General features: G+C 71.0%; 19 protein-coding genes and 4 tRNA genes. 7 read left to right on the top strand and 16 right to left on the bottom strand.

Annotated features, from left to right (window positions below):
- Positions 1-540: 540 nt before the first annotated feature.
- On the top strand, positions 541-1,899 hold the full coding sequence (locus RY94_RS12730) for an HNH endonuclease (RefSeq protein ID WP_082046330.1): 1,359 nt from the start codon (positions 541-543) through the stop codon (positions 1,897-1,899).
- Between the two features lie 183 nt (positions 1,900-2,082).
- Here the strand turns inward: RY94_RS12730 and RY94_RS12725 are convergent, their stop codons facing one another.
- The 9 genes from RY94_RS12725 to RY94_RS12685 form a co-directional block, all read right to left on the bottom strand.
- Positions 2,083-4,209 carry a 3-hydroxyacyl-CoA dehydrogenase NAD-binding domain-containing protein gene (locus tag RY94_RS12725; protein WP_043445614.1) on the bottom strand — a complete coding sequence of 709 codons (2,127 nt, stop codon included), beginning with the start codon at positions 4,207-4,209 and terminating at the stop codon, positions 2,083-2,085.
- Positions 4,206-5,471 (bottom strand): thiolase family protein, encoded by a 1,266-nt coding sequence (locus RY94_RS12720; RefSeq protein WP_043445611.1) that lies wholly within the window; start codon positions 5,469-5,471, stop codon positions 4,206-4,208. Before RY94_RS12720 ends, RY94_RS12725 begins: the two co-directional genes overlap by 4 nt.
- An 85-nt stretch (positions 5,472-5,556) precedes the next feature.
- Positions 5,557-6,864 (bottom strand): HRDC domain-containing protein, encoded by a 1,308-nt coding sequence (locus RY94_RS12715; protein ID WP_052274323.1) that lies wholly within the window; start codon positions 6,862-6,864, stop codon positions 5,557-5,559.
- Between the two features lie 73 nt (positions 6,865-6,937).
- Complete coding sequence (locus RY94_RS12710; RefSeq protein ID WP_082046328.1) at positions 6,938-7,573, bottom strand: DUF3000 domain-containing protein; 636 nt, start codon at positions 7,571-7,573, stop codon at positions 6,938-6,940.
- 53 nt (positions 7,574-7,626) lie between these two features.
- Positions 7,627-8,706, bottom strand: a complete 1,080-nt coding sequence (locus RY94_RS12705; protein WP_082046327.1) for a threonine aldolase family protein — start codon at positions 8,704-8,706, stop codon at positions 7,627-7,629.
- Positions 8,707-8,713: 7 nt separating this feature from the next.
- On the bottom strand, positions 8,714-9,421 hold the full coding sequence (locus tag RY94_RS12700; RefSeq protein WP_043445608.1) for an SDR family oxidoreductase: 708 nt from the start codon (positions 9,419-9,421) through the stop codon (positions 8,714-8,716).
- On the bottom strand, positions 9,418-10,782 hold the full coding sequence (locus tag RY94_RS12695; RefSeq protein ID WP_043445605.1) for a DUF6421 family protein: 1,365 nt from the start codon (positions 10,780-10,782) through the stop codon (positions 9,418-9,420). The genes RY94_RS12700 and RY94_RS12695 overlap by 4 nt, the downstream gene beginning before the upstream one ends.
- A 230-nt stretch (positions 10,783-11,012) precedes the next feature.
- A complete protein-coding gene (msrB, locus tag RY94_RS12690; RefSeq protein WP_043445601.1) occupies positions 11,013-11,438 on the bottom strand; it encodes a peptide-methionine (R)-S-oxide reductase MsrB in 426 nt (141 codons plus the stop codon).
- A gap of 14 nt (positions 11,439-11,452) precedes the next feature.
- Positions 11,453-11,941: a hypothetical protein gene (locus tag RY94_RS12685; RefSeq protein ID WP_043445599.1), complete on the bottom strand. Its 489-nt coding sequence runs from the start codon at positions 11,939-11,941 to the stop codon at positions 11,453-11,455.
- 97 nt (positions 11,942-12,038) lie between these two features.
- On the opposite strand from RY94_RS12685, the gene RY94_RS12680 reads away from it, so the two are divergent.
- Entirely contained in the window at positions 12,039-13,307 is a 1,269-nt protein-coding gene (locus tag RY94_RS12680; RefSeq protein WP_043445596.1) for an alpha/beta fold hydrolase, read from the top strand.
- Here the strand turns inward: RY94_RS12680 and RY94_RS12675 are convergent.
- Positions 13,291-13,731, bottom strand: a complete 441-nt coding sequence (locus tag RY94_RS12675; RefSeq protein ID WP_043445593.1) for a SufE family protein — start codon at positions 13,729-13,731, stop codon at positions 13,291-13,293. The genes RY94_RS12680 and RY94_RS12675 overlap by 17 nt on opposite strands.
- The gene (locus RY94_RS12670; RefSeq protein ID WP_043445590.1) at positions 13,728-14,645 is read right to left on the bottom strand and encodes a sulfurtransferase; all 918 of its coding nucleotides are present in this window, start codon (positions 14,643-14,645) and stop codon (positions 13,728-13,730) included. Before RY94_RS12670 ends, RY94_RS12675 begins: the two co-directional genes overlap by 4 nt.
- Positions 14,646-14,897: 252 nt before the next feature.
- Here RY94_RS12670 and zapE point away from each other — a divergent pair, with 252 nt between their 5' ends.
- Positions 14,898-15,932, top strand: a complete 1,035-nt coding sequence (gene zapE, locus RY94_RS12665) for a cell division protein ZapE (RefSeq protein WP_043445587.1) — start codon at positions 14,898-14,900, stop codon at positions 15,930-15,932.
- A 90-nt stretch (positions 15,933-16,022) separates the two neighbouring features.
- Here zapE and RY94_RS12660 read toward each other — a convergent pair whose 3' ends face one another.
- From RY94_RS12660 to RY94_RS12640, 5 genes are all read right to left on the bottom strand, one after another.
- Positions 16,023-16,274, bottom strand: coding sequence for an antitoxin (locus tag RY94_RS12660; RefSeq protein WP_082046393.1), 252 nt, complete (start codon positions 16,272-16,274; stop codon positions 16,023-16,025).
- Positions 16,275-16,438: 164 nt separating this feature from the next.
- A tRNA-Gly gene (locus RY94_RS12655) sits at positions 16,439-16,512 on the bottom strand.
- A gap of 29 nt (positions 16,513-16,541) precedes the next feature.
- Positions 16,542-16,613: transfer RNA gene (locus RY94_RS12650), tRNA-Val, on the bottom strand.
- A gap of 33 nt (positions 16,614-16,646) precedes the next feature.
- Positions 16,647-16,717: transfer RNA gene (locus RY94_RS12645), tRNA-Cys, on the bottom strand.
- Positions 16,718-16,769: 52 nt separating this feature from the next.
- Positions 16,770-16,843, bottom strand: a tRNA-Gly gene (locus tag RY94_RS12640).
- Positions 16,844-17,036: 193 nt separating this feature from the next.
- On the opposite strand from RY94_RS12640, the gene RY94_RS12635 reads away from it, so the two are divergent.
- From RY94_RS12635 to RY94_RS12620, 4 genes are all read left to right on the top strand, one after another.
- Entirely contained in the window at positions 17,037-17,912 is an 876-nt protein-coding gene (locus tag RY94_RS12635) for a cytochrome P450 (protein WP_043445584.1), read from the top strand.
- Between the two features lie 226 nt (positions 17,913-18,138).
- Positions 18,139-18,765: a peptide deformylase gene (gene def, locus RY94_RS12630; protein ID WP_043445581.1), complete on the top strand. Its 627-nt coding sequence runs from the start codon at positions 18,139-18,141 to the stop codon at positions 18,763-18,765.
- Positions 18,762-19,721 (top strand): methionyl-tRNA formyltransferase, encoded by a 960-nt coding sequence (locus RY94_RS12625; protein ID WP_043445578.1) that lies wholly within the window; start codon positions 18,762-18,764, stop codon positions 19,719-19,721. The genes def and RY94_RS12625 overlap by 4 nt, the downstream gene beginning before the upstream one ends.
- On the top strand, positions 19,718-21,289 hold the full coding sequence (locus RY94_RS12620; protein ID WP_043445575.1) for an RsmB/NOP family class I SAM-dependent RNA methyltransferase: 1,572 nt from the start codon (positions 19,718-19,720) through the stop codon (positions 21,287-21,289). Before RY94_RS12625 ends, RY94_RS12620 begins: the two co-directional genes overlap by 4 nt.
- Positions 21,290-21,295 lie beyond the last annotated feature (6 nt).

The following is a 21,295-nucleotide window of genomic DNA, read 5'->3' as shown; positions in this document are numbered from 1 at the left end:
GAGCCGGGCAGCAGAGCGCCGGCTCAAGGCCATGACCGCCCGCGAGCAGCGCTCCCGATAGGAGGGCTGCTTGCGGCGGCCAAGAGCCGCTTGCGTGATTGCCCCTGCCCTTGTTTCGGTGCGGGGAGCCCTGGAACGGCTCGGGCATAGAACTGCCTCAGAGCGATCAACAGGATGATCCGGGCCTCAGCAGATCCGGCGAAGTTCCGGAATTGCCTGTACAGAAGACTTCGACGACTGCGTGCCCTCACTGTGCGTCCGGATCCGAGGTGAACTTCGGGGCTGTGGCATCGGCGGATCAGGATTTGGAAGTCGTTTAGCCTTGCTGATCTTCGTCCTCGGCGACGGGATCGTATCGATCCAAAATGTCGGTGGTGGTTGGGAAAATTCAGTATGGACAGCAGCTCGAACGCTCCGCTTGAAACCACCGATGTTGGTGGTGCTTCGCGGCGAGGCGTTGTCCTGTCAGGCCGTGTCTCACCTGCGGCTGTCCCGTCCGCTGTCCCTGCCTCTTCGTCGGCGGCTCGGGTGCGCGAGTTGATGGAGGTGATGCTCTCGCTTCCCATGCCGGCGGGTGGTGTGGAGCTGATCGATGAGATGTGGTCCTTGGAGGATTTCACGTCGGTAATCGCCGCCCGGCAGGCTCGGACCGCGGTCGCGTTCGACGTCGGGGAACGGCACGCCCAGGCTGGGGCTGGTGTGCCGGTGGCGGAGCAGGGTCGGGGTGTGGCGGCGCAGGTGGCCCTGGCCCGGCGTGAGTCCCCGGCCCGGGGCGGGCGGCTGCTCGGGGTCGCGCGGGCGCTGGTGGCGGAGATGCCGCATACGATGGCNGCGTACCGGCGGGATCCCCGGTCGGTGACGCAGCGGGCGAGCCACGCGGCGGGAGAGCGGCATGTAGGTCTGCGGCCGGCCCCGGACACCATGACGTATCTGACGGCCCTGCTGCCGGTCGCCCAGGGGGTCGCGGTGCACGCGGAGCTGACCCGGCACGCCGACGCCCGCCGGGCGGAGGGCGATGAGCGCAGTCGGGGCCAGTTGATGGCGGATGCGCTGGTGGAGCGGACCACGGGCACCCCGGGCGGCTTCTCCCGGGTCGAGGTGCAGCTGATCATGACCGACCGGACCCTCATCCAGGGCGACAGCGAGCCGGCCCGCCTGCCGGGCTACGGGATCGTCCCCGCCGGCTGGGCCCGGGACCTCCTCACCAGTGTTGGTTCCAAGCAGCCCAGCCGGCGGCCCACTGGTCAGTCCTACCCACAGCCCGGGACGCAATGCGGCGGACGGTCAGGTGGGGACGGCACCGAACACGCCTTCCCGCAGACGAACGAGCCGTTGACCGGCGAGATTTCCGCGCAAAAGCCAGGGCCATCAGCAGATAACGAGCAGGACTTCCAGGTCTGGCTCCGGCGGCTCTACACCGCCCCGGGGAGTGGGGAGCTGATCGCGGCCGACTCCCGGGCGCGCCTGTTCACGCCCGGCCAGCGCCGGTTCATCCAGGCCCGCGACGACATGTGCCGGACCCCGTACTGTGATGCGCCGATCCGCCACTACGACCACATCATCCCCTGGCACAAGGACGGGCCCACCAGCCTCGCCAATGGTGCCGGACTGTGTGAGGCGTGCAACCACACCAAGGAACTCCCCGGCTGGACGACCAGACCGCACCCGGATCCCGGGGCCGGCCACGCCCGGCATGCCCTCGAGCTCACCACGCCCACCGGGCACGCCTACCACTCCATCGCGCCACCCCTGCCCGGCAGCCACCAGAAGAGCCGGGAACAGGGAGGCACCAGGGCCGTTCGCCCTCCCGGGGCGACGGGCCAGGGATCGGATCATCGGGGCCCGCCGACACAACAGCACGCCCGCCACTTCCGACGGGTCGACCTGGTTTTCGCCTGACCCCTCACGCAGAGCGGCGATCACGGAACCCCGATGACCCGGGGGACCTCGACCTGGCCTGCTGCCTTGTGCCGGAGCGTCCCGCCCACGCCGTGACGCGAAGAGCCCGCGCAGCAGCACGAAGGCCCCGACCATGGGTCGGGGCCTTCGTGCTGCACCGTAAGGTGTTGCTCGCGCTCTGTCTCAGGCCTGGTGGAAGGTCTTCCCGTTGACGCGCTCGGACGCACCGACGCGGTCCAGGTAGGGGGTGATGCCGCCCAGGTGCATGGGCCAACCGGCACCCATGATCATGCAGAGGTCGATGTCCTCGGGAGCCGCGACGACGCCCTCGTCGAGCATGCGCCCGATCTCGTCCGCCAGGGCGTCCTGCGTGCGGCGCAGCACTTCGTCCGAGGACGACGGGCTGTCCCCGCGTTCCATGAGCGCCAGCGTCTGCTGGGGCACCACGGAGGAGCCGTCCTCCTGCTGCTCCCACAGACCCTTCACTCCGGCGTCGATCAGCTTCTGCTGGTTCGCCGAGACGTGGAAGCGGTCGCCGAAGGCGGTGTGCAGCGACTCCTGCACGTGCTGCCCGACCGGCAGTCCCACGAGGGCGAGCAGCCGGAACGGCGTCATGGGCATACCCATGGGCCGGAGGGCGTTGTCCGCAGTCTCCGCGTCCGTCCCCTCATCGAAGACCGCGGTGATCTCACCGAACATGCGGCCGAGAATGCGGTTGACCACGAACGCCGGCGCATCCTGCACGAGGACGGCGTTCTTCTTCAGGCCCTTCGCGAGGACGAAGGCGGTCGAGAGCACGGTGTCGTCGGTCTTCGGTCCGCGGACCACCTCGAGCAGCGGCATGGCCGCCACCGGGTTGAAGAAGTGGAAGCCGACCACGCGTTCGGGGTGCACGAGGTCCGCAGCCATCTCGGCCACGGACAGTGAGGACGTGTTGGTCGCAAGGATGCACTCGGGTGAGACGACGGCCTCGACCTCCGCGAAGACCTGCTTCTTGACCGACATCTCCTCGAAGACCGCCTCGATCACGAAGTCGGCGTCCGCGAAGACGTCCTTCGACACGGAGCCGGTGACGAGCGCCCTGGTGCGGTTCGCGGCGTCCTGCGTCAGGCGCTTCCGCTCGAGCATCTTGTCGATCTCGGCGTGGACGTAGGCGACGCCCTTGTCCACCCTGGCCTGGTCGATGTCCGTGAGGACCACCGGCACCCTGAGCTGCCGGGCGAACAGCAGCGCGAGCTGGCTCGCCATGAGTCCGGCGCCCACGACGCCGACCTTCGAGACCGGACGGGCGAGCTTCCTGTCCGGAGCGCCGGCGGGGCGCTTGCCACGCTTCTGCACGAGGTCAAGGAAGGCGTAGACCGTGGCATGGAACTCGGGCGTCTGCATGAGTTCGGCGAGGGCCGTGCATTCCGCAGCGGCCGACTCCTTCCGGGACAGCGTGAGGCCGGCCTCGAGCAGGTCGAGTACCCGCGACGGCGCCGGAGCGGCGTTGCTGGTCTTCGCCTCGACGAAGCGGCGGCCCGCCGCGACGGCGCCGGTCCAGGTGGCGTCGTCGTACCGGGCGAGCCCGGCACGCCGCTGCTCGACGGCGTCCGCGGCCTCGCCGCCGTTGATCACCCGCGCAGCCCAGAGCAGGGACTGCTCGATGTAGTCGGCGGGCTCGAAGAGGGCGTCCGCGATGCCCAGCTCGTACGCGGTGCGGCCGTTCAGGCTCCGGTTGTTGCTGAGCGGGTTCTCGATCATGACCTTCACCGCATTGGCGGGGCCGATGAGGCGGGGGAGGCGGTAGACGCCGCCCCAGCCCGGGACGAGACCGATGAAGGCCTCGGGCAGGCCGATGCCGTTGGCACCCGAGGACACGGTGCGGTAGGTCGCCGCGAGGGCGATCTCCAGGCCGCCGCCCAGGGCCACGCCGTTGATGAAGGCGAAGCTCGGGACGCCCAGGTCGGCGAGGAGGTCGTACGCCTCGTGGCCGAGCTCGGCCATGAGGCGGCCGAGGTGCTCGGACCTGACGCTCTTGACCGTGCTGAGGTCGGCGCCCGCGACGAGGAAGTACGGCTTGCCGGTCACGGCGACGGCGGAGATCTCGCCGCGCGCCGCGCGTTCCTTCAGGCCCTCGAGGGTGCGGCCGAATTCGATGAGGGTGTTGGGTCCGAGGGTCGTGGGCTTCGAGTGGTCGAGGTCGTTGTCGAGGGTGATGAGTGCGAGCACCCCGGCACCTTCGGGCAGCGTGACGTCCTGGACGTAGGAGTGGGTGACGATCTCGATAGGAACCAGCGCGGCCAGTTCGTCGTAGCGTTCGAAGCTCATGCTGCATCCTGTCCGTAGTGCTCGTGGTGGGGGTTCTCCCAGATGACGGTCGCGCCCATGCCGAGGCCGATGCACATGGTGGTCATGCCGTAGCGGACCGAGGGGTCCTCCTCGAACTGGCGGGCGAGCTGGTTCATGAGGCGGACGCCGGAGGAGGCGAGCGGGTGCCCGACGGCGATGGCGCCGCCGTAGCGGTTCACGCGCGGGTCGTCGTCGTCGATGCCGAAGTGGTCGAGGAAGCTCAGGACCTGGACGGCGAAGGCCTCGTTGATCTCGAAGAGCCCGATGTCGGTGATGTCCAGCCCGGCCTGCCGCAGCGCCTTCTCCGTGGCGGGGACGGGCCCGATGCCCATGACCTCCGGTTCGACGCCGGCGAAGGCGTAGGCCACCAGGCGCATGCGGACCGGGAGGCCCAGTTCCGCTGCCGCGTCGGCGGAGGCGAGCAGGGCCGCGGTGGCGCCGTCGTTCAGTCCGGCGGCGTTGCCCGCGGTGACGCGTCCGTGGGCGCGGAACGGCGTCCGCAGCGTGGCGAGGTCCTCGACGGTGGTGCCGGGACGCGGGGGCTCGTCGACGCTGTTGAGGGTCCAGCCCGCGCCGGGTTTCTTCCCCGCCACCGGCACGAGATCGGGCTGGATGTGCCCTTCCTCGTAGGCCGCGGCGAGCTTCTGCTGGCTCCGTACGGCGTACGCGTCCGTGCGGTCCTTCGTGATGTCCGGGAAGCGGTCGTGGAGGTTCTCGGCGGTGTTGCCCATGTTCAGGGCCGCCGGATCGACGATGCGCTCCGACATGAAGCGGGGGTTCGGGTCCGCGTCGGCGCCCATCGGGTGGTTGCCCATGTGCTCGACACCGCCGGCGATGACGACGTCGTACGCGCCGAACGCGATGCCGGACGCCGTGGTGGTCACGGCCGTCATGGCGCCGGCGCACATGCGGTCGATCGCGAAGCCGGGGACGGTGCGGGGGAGGCCCGCCAGGAGGGCCGCGGTGCGGCCGATCGTCAGGCCCTGGTCGCCCGTCTGGGTGGTGGCCGCGATCGCGACGTCGTCGATGCGCTCGGGCGCCAGGGACGGGTTGCGGCGCAGGAGGTCGCGGATGCACTTCACCACGAGATCGTCGGCGCGCATGCCGGCATAGATGCCCTTGTCGCCCGCCTTGCCGAAGGGGGTCCGTACGCCGTCGACGAAGACGACGTCGCGGACGGCGCGTGACGCGCGCGACGTTCTGCCCGTGGGTGTGGGCGTGGTCCCGGTTTCTAGGCTCACCTGGTACTCCTCTTTGAGATGTTGATCCGCGAACATGTTACTGGTCAGTAACATAGCGTGCAAGCGGCCGCCCGGGTGCACTCTGCTAGTCGGAAGCCGGGCCCTGGCCTTCCTGCCCGCCCCTGGTCGGCAGCGGGTCCGGGTCGAGGAACGCGACCGTGATGATGGCGGCGACCTGCTCGATCTGCCACGGTCGCGCGCCGAGGTCGGCGAGGGCCGCCGCGACGGACTCGAGCGAGATCTCGGCGGGCGGACGCCAGGCGATGCGGCGCAGGTAGTCCGGGGTCAGCAGGTTCTCCACCGGCATCCCCAGCTTCTCGGCACGCTGCGTCACGCGCGGCCGCGCGGTCTGCAGCCGGGCCGCGGCCTCGGGGTCCTTCTCGGCCCAGACGCGCGGCGGGGGAGGAGCGTTGGAGGAGACGTGCAGGGGCGGGAGGTCGGTGAGCTTCCCTGCCTCGCTGATGCACCGGATCCACCGCGGGGCCTCCTTCTGCGCCGCCCGGCCGTGGAACCCCTTGGTCGCCAGCAGCTGCGGGACGGTCGTAGGCATGGCCTTGGCTGCGGCGACGATCGCGGAGTCCGGGATCAGCCGGCCGGGGGCGACGTCGCGGCGCTGCGCGAGGTCCTCGCGCTCGAGCCACATCTGGCGCACGGCCGCGAGCTGCCGCCGGTCGCGCAGCTGGTGCAGCCCCGAGGTGCGGCGCCACGGATCCACCCGCGGCTCCGCGGGCGGCGTCTGCCGGATGTGCTCGAACTCCTCCTCGGCGATCGCGAGTTTGCCGTCCTGTTCGAGGAGTGCGGCCAGCTTGTCCCGCAGCTCCGTGAGGACCTCGACGTCGAGCGCCGCGTACCGCAGCCAGGGCTCCGGCAGCGGCCGCTTCGACCAGTCCGCGGCCGAGTGCTCCTTGGCGAGGCTGAAGCCGAGCAGCGATTCGATGACGGCGGCGAGACCCACCCGGGGCAGTCCGGCCAGCCGGGCGGCGAGCTCCGTGTCGAAGAGCCGGTCCGGCCACATGCCGAGCTCCGAGAGGCAGGGCAGGTCCTGGCTGGCGGCGTGCAGGATCCACTCGACGCCGTCGAGGGCGTCGTCGATGATGCGGAGGTCGTCGAAGGGCTCCGGGTCGATGAGCCAGGTGCCCGCCCCCTCACGGCGGATCTGCACGAGGAAGGCGCGCTGCCCGTACCGGAAGCCCGAGGCCCGCTCCGCATCGACGCCCGCCGGGCCCGTCCCGGCCGCGAGGGCCGCCGCGGCGCGTTCGAGCCCAGCCTGCGTGTCGATGACCAGGGGCACGCCGTCGCGCGGTTCGGTGAGGGGGAGTGCTTCGGGAATGTCGGCGTCGGCGGGAGGGGACGCTTCGGTGCGGTCCGTCTGTTCGGAAGTGTGGGAACTCATGGTGTTTTCAGTCTATCCCGGGGCATTCCTGGACCCGACGGCCCCTCGTGCGAGTCCTCGGACGCACGGCGCGTCAGGACCGGCGGTGCGGCAGGTGGGCGACCCCGACGGGCAGGGGCGGTACGCCGGCGAAGGTGCACACCATGTCCGTCCAGGCCTCGAGGTGGCGCCGCACGTCGGAGGTGTCGGGCGTCCAGGAGGCCCGGAGTTCGATGTCGATGGTGTCCGGGCGGTCCTCGAGCGTGCCGTAGCTCTCGGAGAGGATCCTGGTGGCGGTGCCGCCCGCGCTGTGATGGCGGGCGCCGTGGTTCCGCAGGGCCTCGACGAGCCAGGTCCAGGCCACGGAGCCGAGGAGGGCGTCGTTGCCCATGTCCGCTTCGAGCTGGGCACGGATGTACGTCACGATCCGGAAGCGGCCGTTCCAGACCTCGGAGCCCGCGGGATCGTAGAGGAGGATGAAGCGGCCCGTCGCGAGCTCCTCCGGGTCGGGTGCGACGATGAGGGAGCGTGCCGGACCGTGCACGGGGACCGGTGGTACGGGGGTCGCCTCGAACACCTCGGCGCCGAGTGCGACGGCGAACGGGGCGAGGCGCGAGGGCGCGGGGACCTCCTCAAGACGGATCTCGCTGCGGCGTGCCGCCTTCCGCAGCCCCGCGAGGGCGTCGAGGAACTCTGCGGGAAGCTCCGACACGCCACCGATTGCACTCACTCCCGCAGGCTATGCCCTGCCGAAGCGCGCGCGGCGGCGGCGCGCCGGGACCGTCAGGCGGACGCCTCCCTGCGGATGGCGTCGATGAAGGCGTCGACGTCCTCCTCGGTGGTGTCGAACGAGCACATCCAGCGGACCTCGCCCGTGGCCTGGTCCCAGTCGTAGAACCGGAAGCTCTCGCGGATGCGGTCCGCAGCCCCGGGGGGCAGGATCGCGAAGACCGCGTTCGCGGTGGTCTCCTGCGTCAGCGTGACGCCCGGGATCCCACGGACCCCCTCCGTGAGGCGGGCCGCCATGGCGTTCGCGTGGGACGCCGAGCGGAGCCACAGGTCCCCGTCGAGCAGGGCGATGAGCTGGGCGGAGACGAAGCGCATCTTCGAGGCGAGCTGCATGTTGAGCTTGCGGAGGTACTCCAGCCCGGTGGACGCCTCCTGGTCCAGCACGACGACGCATTCGCCGAACATGAGGCCGTTCTTGGTGCCGCCGAAGGACAGGATGTCCACGCCGGCGTCCCGCGTGAAGGCGCGGAGGGGCTGGCCCAGTGCCGCTGCCGCGTTGGCGAGCCGGGCACCGTCCATGTGCAGGCGCATCCCGCGGGCGTGGCAGTGATCGGCGATGGCCTTGATCTCGGCGACCGAGTAGAGCGTGCCGAGCTCCGTGGTCTGCGTGATGGAGACGGCGAGGGGCTGCGCGCGGTGCTGGTCGCCCCACCCCCAGGCCTCGCGGTCGATCAGCTCGGGCGTCAGCTTGCCGTCCGGCGTGGGCACGGTCAGGAGCTTGATGCCGCCCACGCGCTCGGGCGCGGCGTTCTCGTCGACGTTGATGTGCGCGGTCTGCGGGCAGATCACGGCGCCCCACCGCGGGAGCATCGACTGCAGGGAGAGGACGTTCGCTCCGGTGCCGTTGAAGACGGGGTAGATGGAGATCCCCTCGCCGAAGTGGTGCTCCATCACGTCGAGCAGCCGCGCCGTGTACTGGTCCTCGCCGTAGGCGACCTGGTGTCCCTCGTTCGCCGCGGCGACGGCCGCGAGGACCTCGGGATGCACCCCCGAGTAGTTGTCCGACGCGAAACTGCGCTGGGTGCGGTCGTGCAGGGAGGCGGGCGAGGCCACGGAGGTCAGGGTATCGGTCACCGTCCCATTATCCCCGACCCGCGTCGATCCGGGTCCCGTTGACCTCCGCGGCCGGCGCCCCGGGCAGTCCGGCGAGGATCGCCGCGAGGTCGTCGACGTGCGTGTAGCCGGGGAACGTACGTTCGGGGTGCTGCTCGCGCAGCGTGTCGTCCACGAGGGCCTTGACGACGACGGCGGTCGCGGCCGCCGTCGTGCCGTCCCGGGCGAAGCCGTCGGCGACGGCCTGGACCCAGGCGTCGACGGCGGCCTTCACCGCGGCGTAGGACGCGTTCGCCGCGGTGGGTGCGGCGACGGCCGTGGCGGACACGGCGGCGAGCCGGCCTCCGCGCTCGGCCAGCTGGTCGTAGAACGCCCGGCTCGTGGTGAACAGGGTCACGAAGACCGAGCGGTGCAGGAAGTCGTAGTCCTCGGTGGTCTGCGTGGTGATGCCCTTGCCGCCGCGCCAGCCGCCGACGAGGTGGAAGAGGGCGTCCGCGCCACCGTGGCCGGCGCGCACGCGGTCGGCGAGGGCGAGGACCGCGGCCTCGTCGGTCAGGTCGCACGCCTGCCGGTCCACGCCGTCGAGCCCCCCGAACGCCGCGTCGAGGCGGCCGGCGTGGGAGCCGACGGCGACGACGGCGAGTCCGTCCGCCACCAGCCGCCGGGTCAGGGCGATGCCGGCGGCGCTGGTGGCGCCGGCCACGACGGCGGTCCGGGCGCGGGTGCCGCCGCTCATGCCGCGTCCGCCGTGATGCCGGCCGTGGACTCGATGACGGGCTTCATCTTCCGCTCCAGCGCCTCGAAGAACATGGACAGGGGGAACTCGTCGTCGAGGACGGCGTCGGTGAGGGCGCGCGGCGGGCCCAGAAGCTCGAGCGCGTCCGGTCCCTTCGCCCACACGGACGCCGGGTGCGGTGTGACCGTGGCCGAGACCAGCTCGTAGGCGGCCAGCCAGTGGGCGATCTTGGGGCGGTCGATGGACCGCCAGTACAGCTGCTCGATCTGCTCGCCGAGGGCGACGACGACGTCGGCCGCCTCGTCCCAGTCGATGGTGAGCTTGGTGTCCGTCCAGTGGAGGACGCGGTGCTGGTGCATCCAGGCGAACAGGAGCTGGCCGCCGAGGCCGTCGTAGTTGCGCACGCGGCTGCCCGTGATGCTGAAGCGGAAGATGCGGTCGAAGATCACGGCGTACTGCACGAGCCGGGCGTGCCTGCGCGCCTCGGGGGAGGCGTCGTCGTCCTCGGCGATCCGTACGGACTCACGGAAGGCCGTCAGGTCGCAGCGCAGTTCCTCGAGCGAGTAGAGGAAGTACGGCATGCGCTGCTTGATCATGAACGGATCGAACGGCAGGTCGCCGCGCATGTGGGTGCGGTCGTGGATGAGGTCCCACATCACGAAGGTCTCCTCGGCGAGCGTCTGGTCCTCCAGCAGCTCGAGCGCCTCGTCGGGCAGGTCGAGGCGGGTGATCCCGGCGGCGGCGCGGACCACGCGACGGAAGCGCGCGGCCTCCCGGTCCGCGAAGATGGCGCCCCACGTGAAGGTGGGCGTGCGGCTCACGGCGACGGTCTCGGGGAAGAGCACCGCGGAGTTCGTGCTGTAGCCGTCGGTGAAGTCGAGGAACCTGATCGGGACGAAGAGGGCATTGGAGTAGTCGCCCGCTTCCAGTTCGGCGACGAACTCGGGCCACAGCACCTCGATGAGCACGGCCTCGACGAGCCGGCTGGTGCTGCCGTTCTGGGTGTACATGGGGAACACGACGAGGTGCTGCAGGCCGTCCGTGCGCTCCAGCTGCGGCTGGAAGGCGAGCAGCGGTTCGAGGAAGTCGGGGACGGTGAAGCCGCCGGCGCGCCATGCCTCGAAGGCCGTCACGGTGCGGGCGAGGTAGTCGGCGTCGTGGGGGAACAGGGGCGCGAGTTCCTCGACGGCGGCAATGATGCGGAGGGTGTGCTCGGAGGCCTCCGCGTGGTGGTCGGCGTCGGGGATGGAGCCGTCCTTGACCTGCAGGAGCCGCAGCGCGTGGGCTGCGGCCTTGAGCGCCTTCCAGGCGTCGGTGTGCTGCGGCGTGCTGTGCGCTCGAACGAGGGGGGTGACGGTCATGGCTCCTGCTTTCTCCGGCCGGGACGACTGGTGGTACGTCTGCGGCGAGCGTAGCAATCAGAACAGGATCTCTTACACCCAGACCATGCAAGCATCAGAGATCCTTGCCCTCGTCATGCGTTCCGTCTGCAGGAGAACCAGCCGGTCTTCACAGCACCCGGAACGCAGGAAGGCCGGCCCCGGAGGGCCGACCTTCCTGCGTCATCCGCGCACGCTCTCCGGCCGCGGGACTACTCGGCGGGCACCAGCTTCATGGAGACGGAGTTGATGCAGAAGCGCTGGTCCGTCGGGGTGTCGAAGCCCTCGCCCTTGAACAGGTGGCCGAGGTGGGAGTCGCAGCGGGTGCACCGTACCTCGATGCGCTCCATCCCGAGCGAGCGGTCGTGCAGGTAGCGGACCGTGCCCTCGGCGAGCGGGGCCCAGAAGGAGGGCCAGCCGCAGTGCGAGTCGAACTTCTCGTTGCTCGTGAACAGTTCCGCGCCGCACGCCCGGCACTCGTAGGTGCCCGCCGTCTTGGCGTCGTAGTACTCGCCCGTGTACGGGCGTTCGGTGCCGGCGTTCCGCAGGACCTGGAACTCCTCGGGGGTCAGCTCCTGCCGCCACTCGTCGTCGGACTTCTCGATCTCTGGCCGGTAGCTCTCGCGTTCAGTGGTCATAACCCCTGCAACGCCTACGAGTCACCAATAAATCCCGACCCCGAGTACAGGTGCAGCACGGCGATGCCGAGCTTGGCCTGGGCCTTGCTGGCCCAGTCGGTGTGGAAGGTGTCCGCCACGGCGTGGGGGCGGGTGATCACCACGGCCTGGGCGGCGCCGCTGTCCGCCGCCTCCTGGATCATGGCGTCCACAGGATTCTCGCTGGTCGTCCGTCCGCGGGCCGCGAAGCCCTCCTCCTCGAGCAGCCGGAGCGACGTCTCGAGCGCCTCACGGGCGGCGGCCTCGTCATGGCGGCGGTCGTCGGCGGAGAACGTCCGGAACGCCTCGCCCACCTCGAACAGGCTCAGGTGGCGGAAGAACTCACCCAGCACCGATTCGCTGGCGTCCTCGGGGATCAGGACGACGATCTCCACCAGATGGTCCTCGCCCCGCAGCGTCTGCAGGTTGCGGAGATCCGGGGCGGTCAGTGCTTCTTCGCTCAGTACGAGGATTGTCTGGGTCATGGCGCCACTGTACTGCGCCGTCCTCCACGCCATCCCGGTCGGGATCGCAACGGTCCGCGAATCGACGACCTCGGCGCCGCAGGGTAGAAATGGAACCATGACATCGATGACGCCATCGGCCGCAGGGCAGCAGGGAACCGCACCGTGGCTCAAGTGGACAGCGCTCGGCGTGGGAGCGGGGGCCGCCGTCGCATCCTCCGCGGCAGGCGCCGTCTCGGGACTCGCGGTGTACTTCGCGCGGCAGGTCGTGACGCCCGCGCGCACCCGCGACGAGAACCTCGACATCCTCGCCGTCGTCGGGTCCGCCGGCAACCAGACGGTCATCCTCCCCGCCACCGAGGACACGACCGTGGAGGGGACCTACAGCCTGTACTTCGACCAGGGGGCCGGCCACGCCCGCATCGGGGCCATCCGCTCCTACGTGCCCCGCGAGGGCACCGTGGAACGCTGCGTCGAGACGGTGCACGCGGGGGACCTGGCGGCGGCGACGCGCGGCTGGTGGAGCGGCGCCGTGTACGCCTCGCCGTCCGCGGTGGGCTTCGCGGACGAGGAGGTACTCATCCCCGTCGAAGGCGGGGCAGCTCCCGCCTGGCTGGTCCGCGCCGAGGCGGCGTCCGGCACCTGGGCGATCATGGTGCACGGCCGCGGCGCCACCCGGGCCGAGGCATTGAGGGCGGTCGCCCCGGCACGGCGCCTGGGCATGACCAGTCTGGTCATCTCCTACCGGAACGACGGCGAAGCCCCCGCGGCACCGGACGGCCGCTACGGCCTCGGCATGACGGAATGGCACGACGTCGACGCCGCCATCGACTTCGCGATGACGCACGGTGCCCGTGACGTGGTGCTCTTCGGGTGGTCGATGGGCGGGGCGATCGTCCTGCAGACCGCGGACCTCTCACGGCACCGCAGCCGGATCACCGCGCTCGTCCTGGACGGGCCGGTGATCAACTGGATGGAGGTGCTCGCGCACCACGCCGCGCTGAACCGGATCCCCGCGCCCATCGGGCGTCTCGGCCAGTACCTCCTGGCGAGCCAGCGTGCACGCAGGATCACCGGTCTCGCCGCTCCGCTGGATCTCAAGAGCATGGACTGGATCACGCGCGCCGAGCAGCTGACCCTGCCCACCCTGATCCTCCACAGCGAGGACGACGAGTTCGTCCCCATCGGCGCCTCGGTCGAGCTGGCCGCGAAGAATCCCACCTTCGTGACGCTCGAGCGGTTCCACCGGGCCCGGCACACGAAGGAGTGGAACGTGGACCCGCAGCGGTGGGAGTCCGTCGTCGAACGCTGGCTCGACGGGTACCTCTACGGCCGGACCCTCCCCGGCGGGAAGATGCCCGGCGCGGCGGCTACTGGGCTTCCCTGATCTTCCGCTTGATCCGTCCCAGCATCGCGGACATGCCCCGCATCCGCAGGGGGGTGATGGCGCGGGTGAGGCCGAGGCGGTCGGGGACGTCGTCCGGCACCGCGAGGACCTCCGCGGCCGGCAGTCCGTCCAGGCCTTCGAGCAGCACGCCGGCGAACCCGCGCGTCGTCGGGGCCTCGCGCGGCGCCGAGAAGAAGAGGTGGACCGGACGGTCCGGCCCGCCGCCGATCTCCATGGTGAGGAAGAGCGGGCTCTGGCACTCGACGACCTGCTCGAGCAGCTCGGGATGGTCGCTGTACCGCTCGGGCAGCCCCGGGAGTCCGGTGGAGAACTCGAGGAGGAGCTGCAGGCGGTCCGCCTCGGACAGGGCCTGGAAGTCGTCGATGATCTCGGCGAGCTTCGCCGGAACGGTCTCCGCGGTCATCGTGCCGATGTCCGCGCCGCGGCCGGCAGGTCGCCGGGCTCGGTGCCGCGGACGATGGGCACGCGCACGGCATTGCCCCACTCGGTCCACGAGCCGTCGTAGTTGCGGACCCTGTCGAAGCCAAGCAGGTGCGTGAGGACGAACCAGGTGTGGCTCGAGCGCTCCCCGATCCGGCAGTACGCGACGACGTCGTCGCCGTCCTGCAGCCCCGCCTCGTCCCGGTAGATGGCGTCCAGTTCGGCGCGGGTGCGGAAGGTCCCGTCCGTCGCGGCGGCCCGTGCCCACGGGACGGAGCGGGCGGTGGGGATGTGGCCTCCGCGCAGGGCGCCCTCCTCGGGGTAGGAGGGCATGGTGGTGCGGGCGCCCGTGTACTCGTCCCCGGAGCGGACGTCGATCAGCGGATTCCCCAGGTGGTCGAGGACATCGCCGAGGTAGGCGCGGATGGACGCGTCGTCGCGGTCCACGACCGGGTAGTCGGTGGCGGCGATTGCGGGCTTGTCGGTGGTCAGCGTCCGGTCCTCGGCGACCCACTTGTCCCGGCCGCCGTCGAGCAGGCGGACGTCCTCGTGGCCGAAGAGCGTGAAGACCCACAGCGCGTAGGCGGCCCACCAGTTGCTCTTGTCGCCGTAGATGACGACGGTGGAATCGCGCGTGATGCCCTTGGCCGCCATCAGGCGCGCGAAGCCCTCACCATCGATGTAGTCCCGCGTCACCTCGTCGTTGAGCTCCGTGTGCCAGTCGATCTTCACGGCTCCCGGGATGTGGCCCGTCTCGTACAGCAGGACGTCCTCGTCCGATTCGACGACGACGAGTCCCTCGGCGCCGAGGTTCGTGGCGAGCCACTCGGTCGAGACGAGCCGCTCGGGGTGGGCGTACTCGGCGAACTTGTCCTGCGGGTCGGGAGCCAGGGTCATTGCGGCCTTTCGCGTAGCTGTCAGCTGTCAGGACACGACCGCGACGTCCTGCGGACGGGCGATCGTGGTTTCCTCTAGCCTAACGACGCGGCCGGGCAATTGCTTCCGGGATCGGTCGTGCGTCAAGAGCCGCCGGGAGCGGGTCCCGGAAGCACCGCGCGGACGGGGGTGCCGTAGTCTTGCGTAGCGGAACGGCAGCCTGCGGGCGTGCCGCCGCCACCACCAGCCGGAGAGAGAAAGCGGTCCACGTCCGTGCCAGCCATCGAACACCTGACAGAGCGCAGCCCGAGGGTCTCCGTCGATGAGTTGCTGGGCGGTTTCTACCCGTCGCCCCGCTTCGGCCAGGTGTCCTTCGACACCTACCGTCCGGACCCGCAGCAGCCGTCGCAGTCGGCCGCCGTCTCGAAGCTCCGCGACTTCGCGGCCTCCGTGGACGAGCCGAAGCCGTCGGGCCTCCGCCGCTTCTTCGGCGGGGGGAAGAAGCCCGAGACACGGGCCGGCATCTACCTCGACGGCGGCTTCGGGGTGGGCAAGACCCACCTCCTGGCGTCCCTGTGGCACGCGTCCTCGGGACCGAAGGCCTTCGGGACGTTCGTCGAGTACACGAACCTGGTGGGAGCGCTCAGCTTCCGCAAGACCGTCGACGCACTGAGCGGCTACAGCCTCGTCTGCATCGACGAGTTCGAACTCGACGATCCGGGCGACACCGTGCTGATGTCGCGCCTGATGCGCGAACTCGCGGACGCCGGGGTCAAACTCGCCGCGACCTCCAACACACTGCCGGGATCCCTGGGGGACGGGCGCTTCGCCGCCCAGGACTTCCAGCGGGAGATCCAGGTGCTCGCCGACCAGTTCGAGGTGGCCAGGATCGACGGCGAGGACTTCCGCCACCGCGGCCTGCCGCAGGCCCCCGATGCGATGGACGACGCCGGCCTGCGCGAGAGGGTCGCGTCCTACGCCGGCGGGGTCCTCGCCGAGGACGAGTTCGGGGATCTCCTCCGGCACCTCTCCGACGTGCACCCGAGCCGTTACCGGCAGATGCTCGACGGCATCGACGCCGTGGCCTGGCACAACGTGGAGACGATCACGGAACAGGCCGTCGCGCTGCGCTTCGTGGTCCTCGCGGACCGGCTGTACGACCGCGACGTGCCCATCATGGCGAGCGGCACGACGTTCGACCACCTCTTCACCGAGGAGATGATGCACGGCGGCTACATGAAGAAGTACTACCGGGCGGTCTCCCGCCTCACGGCCCTCGCCCGGCAGGGCAGCGACGTGGCTTCCTAGTTCTCGGGCGGGCCTCCGCGCCCTGGTACGCAAGAAGCGCCGGTACCGCCTCTCGGCGGGACCGGCGCTTCCTCATTGCCAGGCTGGGTGTTACACGGCCGGCGGGGAGGTGGGGCCGAAGCCGTCCTTGCCGTCCTTCTTGTCGACCTTGTCGACCATCTCCGAAGCCTTCGTCTGCACTCCGTCGATGTGGTGCGAGTACTTGCCCTGGGTCTTGCTGTCGACGAAGTCGCCAGCCTTCCCGATGCCGTTCTTCACCTTGTCGGAATTGTCGCCAATCAGTTCGGTCGCCTTACCCGCGAGGGTGCCGGCCTTGCCCTTGAGCCCGTCAAATAAACCCACGGACACCTCCTTTCGGTCGTGGAAACGCAGTCCGTTTCCGCTGCATCCAGCATAGGTGAGGACCGGGAGGATCGCTTGCGCGGAAGGGGCGGTTCGCCGACGGCGGAGCACAAAAAAAGCCCGGTCCTCGCCAGGACCGGGCTACGGCCGACAACCGGCCTGAGAGCGGACGACGGGATTCGAACCCGCGACATCCACCTTGGCAAGGTGGTGCTCTAGCCAGCTGAGCTACGTCCGCAAAAAAGCGCCCCCGAGGGGGCGCCGTCGTGGGCGATACTGGGATCGAACCAGTGACCTCTTCCGTGTCAGGGAAGCGCGCTACCGCTGCGCCAATCGCCCATTCTCATGGGTACTCGTGCTCGTTCTGCACCGAGGTGGGGACGGGATTCGAACCCGCGTATACGGCTTTGCAGGCCGCTGCCTCGCCTCTCGGCCACCCCACCATGATCGGATCGCTCCGACCACCGGACGGATCCGGCCATACAGTGACTTGCGAGCGGACGACGGGATTCGAACCCGCGACATCCACCTTGGCAAGGTGGTGCTCTAGCCAGCTGAGCTACGTCCGCAAAGGAAAAGAACCGAAACCTCCTGCTCGATGCCATGCATTTCGCGGTGTTTCTTCGTTTTCCAACGAGAGAAAACTCTATAGGACGTTCGGGGGTTCGTCCAATCGGCGGGGAGCGCCGTCCCTTCCGGGGAACCGGCGGGGACGGCGCCGCCGGGATCGGAGCTGTCGGAGCCACCTGACAGACTGGGGTCATGACCGCCCCGCTCCTCGCCCACGCGACACCGCACGGCCGGATGTACGCCCGCTCCACGTCGGAGCAGCCCGCCGTCCCGTCCATCACCACCGTCATCTCGCAGCTCCCCACGTCCCTCGGCGGCTGGTACGGCCACATGGCGGCCACCGCGCTCTCCCGCGACCCCCGCCTGCCGGGAGCCCTGGGCAATGCCTCGGAGCTGCGCACCGCCGTCCGGGAGGCCGCGTCGGCCGCCGAACGCTACCGCGACGAGGCGGCCCTGCGCGGGACGCGGGTGCACCACTACTGCGAACAGGTGGCACTGCGGGCCCTCGGGCGTCCCGACGAGCTCGACGCGGCACGCCTGGCCCTCGAGGAGCAGGGTGAGCTCGGCTTCGCCCAGCGGTTCGACGAGTGGTGGGCCCTCTACGACGTCCGTCCCGTGGAACCCGAACTGACGGTGTGGAACAGCGAACTCGGGTATGCGGGCACCCTGGACCTCGTCGCCACGATCGGTGGCCGCACGTGCCTGATCGACTACAAGACCAAGAACACCGACCGCGACGGATTCGTGAAGGCGCTGGACGACAAGGTGGTCATGCAGCTCGTGGCCGGCATGAAAGCGGAGGAGTCCCTCGTCGATCCCCTGAAGGGCGAGTGGCGCGCGTGGGAGCACGGGGACCAGCCGCTGCTGCTCGGGGTGGCCGTCGGCCAGACCGAGGTCCGGGCCATGCGGGCCAATCCCGCCGTGCTGAGGAACCACTGGCTGCGGTTCTGCGCGCTCCGCCGGGCGTGGGAAGCCGGCCTCGACGCCGACGAGGCGGGCCGGGCGCTCCTGCCGCTCGGACCGCCGCCCGCCCGGCCGGCCCCCGCCGAACCCGCACTGCCCGCCTGAGGCAGGGCGCGTGCCCCGGAAGCCGTCGACGGTGAGTCCGGAGTCGGCGTCGGATACGGTCCGGGCGCCGCGGCACTAGGATTGACGGGTACCTCGCGCCCGGATCGGGCCGGGGGTGCCACGACATCCTCGGACCGCCGCCGCGGTGCGCGCGCCCTCCGGGGCAGCTGGAGCGACACGAGCGTCCGACGTATCAGAAGTGACCGAAGCGAGGAACAGAGCACCGATGGCCGTCCTGAGTATCCGCATGATCGGCGATCCGATCCTCCGCACCCCCGCGGCGGAGGTCACCGAGTTCGGGCCCGAGCTCGCCCGGCTGGTCGAGGACATGACCGAGACGATGATCGACGTGCAGGGGGCCGGCCTCGCCGCACCGCAGGTCGGCATCGGGCTCCAGGTCTTCACCTACCGGGTGGACGGCGTCCAGGGGCACGTGGTGAACCCCGTGCTCGAGGTCGGCGGCGCATCGCAGGGGGAGTCCGACGTCGAGGGCTGCCTCTCCGTGCCGGGCCTCGGGAGCTTCGTCGACCGGTCCGACTGGGCGCGCGTCACGGGCAAGGACGTGTCCGGGCAGGACATCGCGGTGGAGGGCGAGGGCATGCTGGCGCGCGCCCTCCAGCACGAGACGGACCACCTCCGCGGCACCCTGTACATCGACCGGCTCTCGGGCGAGGACCGGAAGAATGCGCTCAGGGCCATCCGGAGTGCCGACTACAACCAGGTCACCTCACGGACCGCGGTGGAGCGCTCCCGGTCCCTCGGATCGAGCTTCACCCGTCCTGCGACACCGGCGACGCCTGCGACGCCGGTGGCCGGCCGCCGCGCCGGCGCGGCCGGCAGGACCGGCCGATGAGGATCCTCTTCGCGGGGACGCCCGGGGTCGCCGTCCCGTCGCTGCGCGCACTGGTGGACGCAGGCTTCGACGTCGCCGCCGTCCTCACGCGGGTCGACGCGCCCGTGGGGCGCCGCAGGGTCCTGACGCCGAGTCCGGTCGCCGCCGCCGCCGAGGAGCTCGGGCTGCCCGTCCTCAAGGCGAACCGCTTCACCCCGGACCTCGTCGCCCACCTGGGGACCCTCGCCCTCGACGCCGCGGCGATCGTCGCCTACGGCGGGATCGTCCCACCGGCCGGACTGGCCGTTCCCCGGCACGGCTGGATCAACCTCCACTTCTCGGTCCTCCCGGCCTGGCGGGGCGCAGCCCCCGTGCAGCACGCGGTCCTCGCAGGGGACGACGTGACGGGCGCGACCACGTTCCTCCTCGAGGAGGGGCTCGACACCGGTCCCGTCTTCGGCGTGATGACGGAGACGCTCGACCCCGGCGCCACGAGCGGGGAGGTCCTCGACCGCCTGTCCCACAGCGGCGCGGTCCTGCTCGTACAGACCCTGTCCGGTCTCGAGGCGGGTCGGGTGACGGCGACACCCCAGACGGGCGAGGCGACTCTCGCCCCCAAGCTCACGATCGACGACGCACGGATCGACTGGTCGCTCCCGGCCGTCGCCGTGCGCCGCCGCATCAATGCGGTGACCCCCGAGCCCGGGGCATGGAGCACGCTCGACGGGCAGCGGGTGAAGCTCGGACCCGTCACCCCGATCGGCGGCGGTGAGGACGGGGCGACGGCCGGGGGCATGGACGGCGGACAGCCGGCCGTTCCGCCCGGCCGGATCGACGTCGTCGGGCGGCACGTCCTGGTGGGCACGGGCACGGACGTGCTGGTCCTCGGGGACCTGCAGCCGGCCGGGAAGAAGATGATGAGAGCGCTCGACTGGGCGCGGGGCGCGGCGACGCGCGGAGAGCTGGTGTTCGAGTGAGTGCTACCGGAGGAACGAACAGGGGACCGGGCGGGCGCGGTGAGCGCAGCCAGGGTGCCGGAGGCAAGGCCCAGGGCGCCGGTCAGGGCGGCGGCACCCGGCGTCGCGACGACCAGGGCCGGGAACGGAACCGCGGCGGCGACCGGCAGTTCTCCCAGGCCGCGCCGTCGCAGCGCACCCGCCGCGCCGATCCCGCACGCCTCGTGGCGTTCGAGGTCCTGCGTGCCGTGGCCGGCGAGGACGCCTACGCGAATCTCGTGCTGCCGACCAGCATCCGCAAGCACCGCCTCGACCGCCGCGACGCCGGCTTCGCGACCGAGCTCACCTACGGGGCCCTGCGGGGGCAGGGCACCTACGACGCCGTCCTGGCCCGCTGCGTCGACCGCCCGCTGGACCAGCTCGACCCCGCCGTCCTGGACGCCCTGAGGCTCGGTGTGCACCAGCTCCTGGCGATGCGGGTCCCCGCGCACGCGGCGCTGGACCAGACCGTGGGCCTCGTGCGCGCCGTGATCGGCGCAGGTCCGTCCTCGCTCGTGAACGCCGTGCTCCGCAAGGTCACCGCACATGACCTGGACGGCTGGATCGCCGTCCTCGTGGAGGGCCTGACGGACCCGACCGCCATCGCGGCCCTGACCCACAGCCATCCCGAGTGGATCGTCCGCGCGATGCGCCAGGCGCTGGTCGCCCACGGCCGGGACGTCTCGGAGATCGACGCCCTCCTGGCGGCCGACAACGCCGCGCCCGTGGTCCATCTCGTCGCCCTGCCGGGGCTCGGCACGCTCGACGACGCCCTCGGGGAAGGAGCCGAGCCGGGCCGGCTGGCACCGGGATCGGCCTACTACTCGGGCGGCGACATCAGCAGGCTCCCCGGCATCGCCGCAGGCACCCTCCGCGTGCAGGACTCGGGATCGCAGCTCGTGGCGCGGGCGCTGGCCGCCGTCGACCTCCCCGGACGCCGGACGGACGGGCCCGAGCAATGGCTGGACCTGTGCGCCGGCCCCGGCGGCAAGACCGCCCTGCTGGCGGCGATCGGGCTGGACGACGGCGTGCACCTGACGGCGAACGAGCCGGTCCCGCACCGCGCCCAGCTGGTGCGGCAGGCGCTGCGGCCCCTGCCGGAGGACTCCTGGACCCTCCGCGTGGGGGACGGACGCGACGTCGGGCGGGAGCAGCCGGGGAGCTACGACCGCGTGCTCGTCGACGCCCCCTGCACCGGGCTGGGCGCCCTGCGCCGCCGCCCGGAATCGCGCTGGCGCCGGAAGCCCTCCGACCTCGTGGGCCTCGCACCCCTGCAGCGCGAGCTCCTCACCTCTGCGCTGGACGCCGTCGCCCCCGGCGGCGTCGTGGCCTACGTGACCTGCTCGCCGCACCACGCCGAGACGGACGCCGTCGTCGACGACTGCCTGCGGAAGCGCACCGGCTTCGAGCGGCTCGACGCGGGAGCCGCGCTGGACGCCGTGAGCATCGGGGGACCGCTCGACGCCGGCCACGGGACGAGTGCGCAGCTCTGGCCCCACGTGCACGGCACGGACGCGATGTACCTGGCGCTGATCCGGAAGAATCCGTGAGGACGG

The sequence above is a fragment of the Arthrobacter sp. L77 genome (assembly GCF_000816565.1).
GTDB lineage: Bacteria > Actinomycetota > Actinomycetes > Actinomycetales > Micrococcaceae > Arthrobacter_D > Arthrobacter_D antioxidans.
The sequence above is the reverse complement of the archived record's forward strand: the minus strand, read 5'-3'. Positions and strand labels throughout refer to the sequence as shown.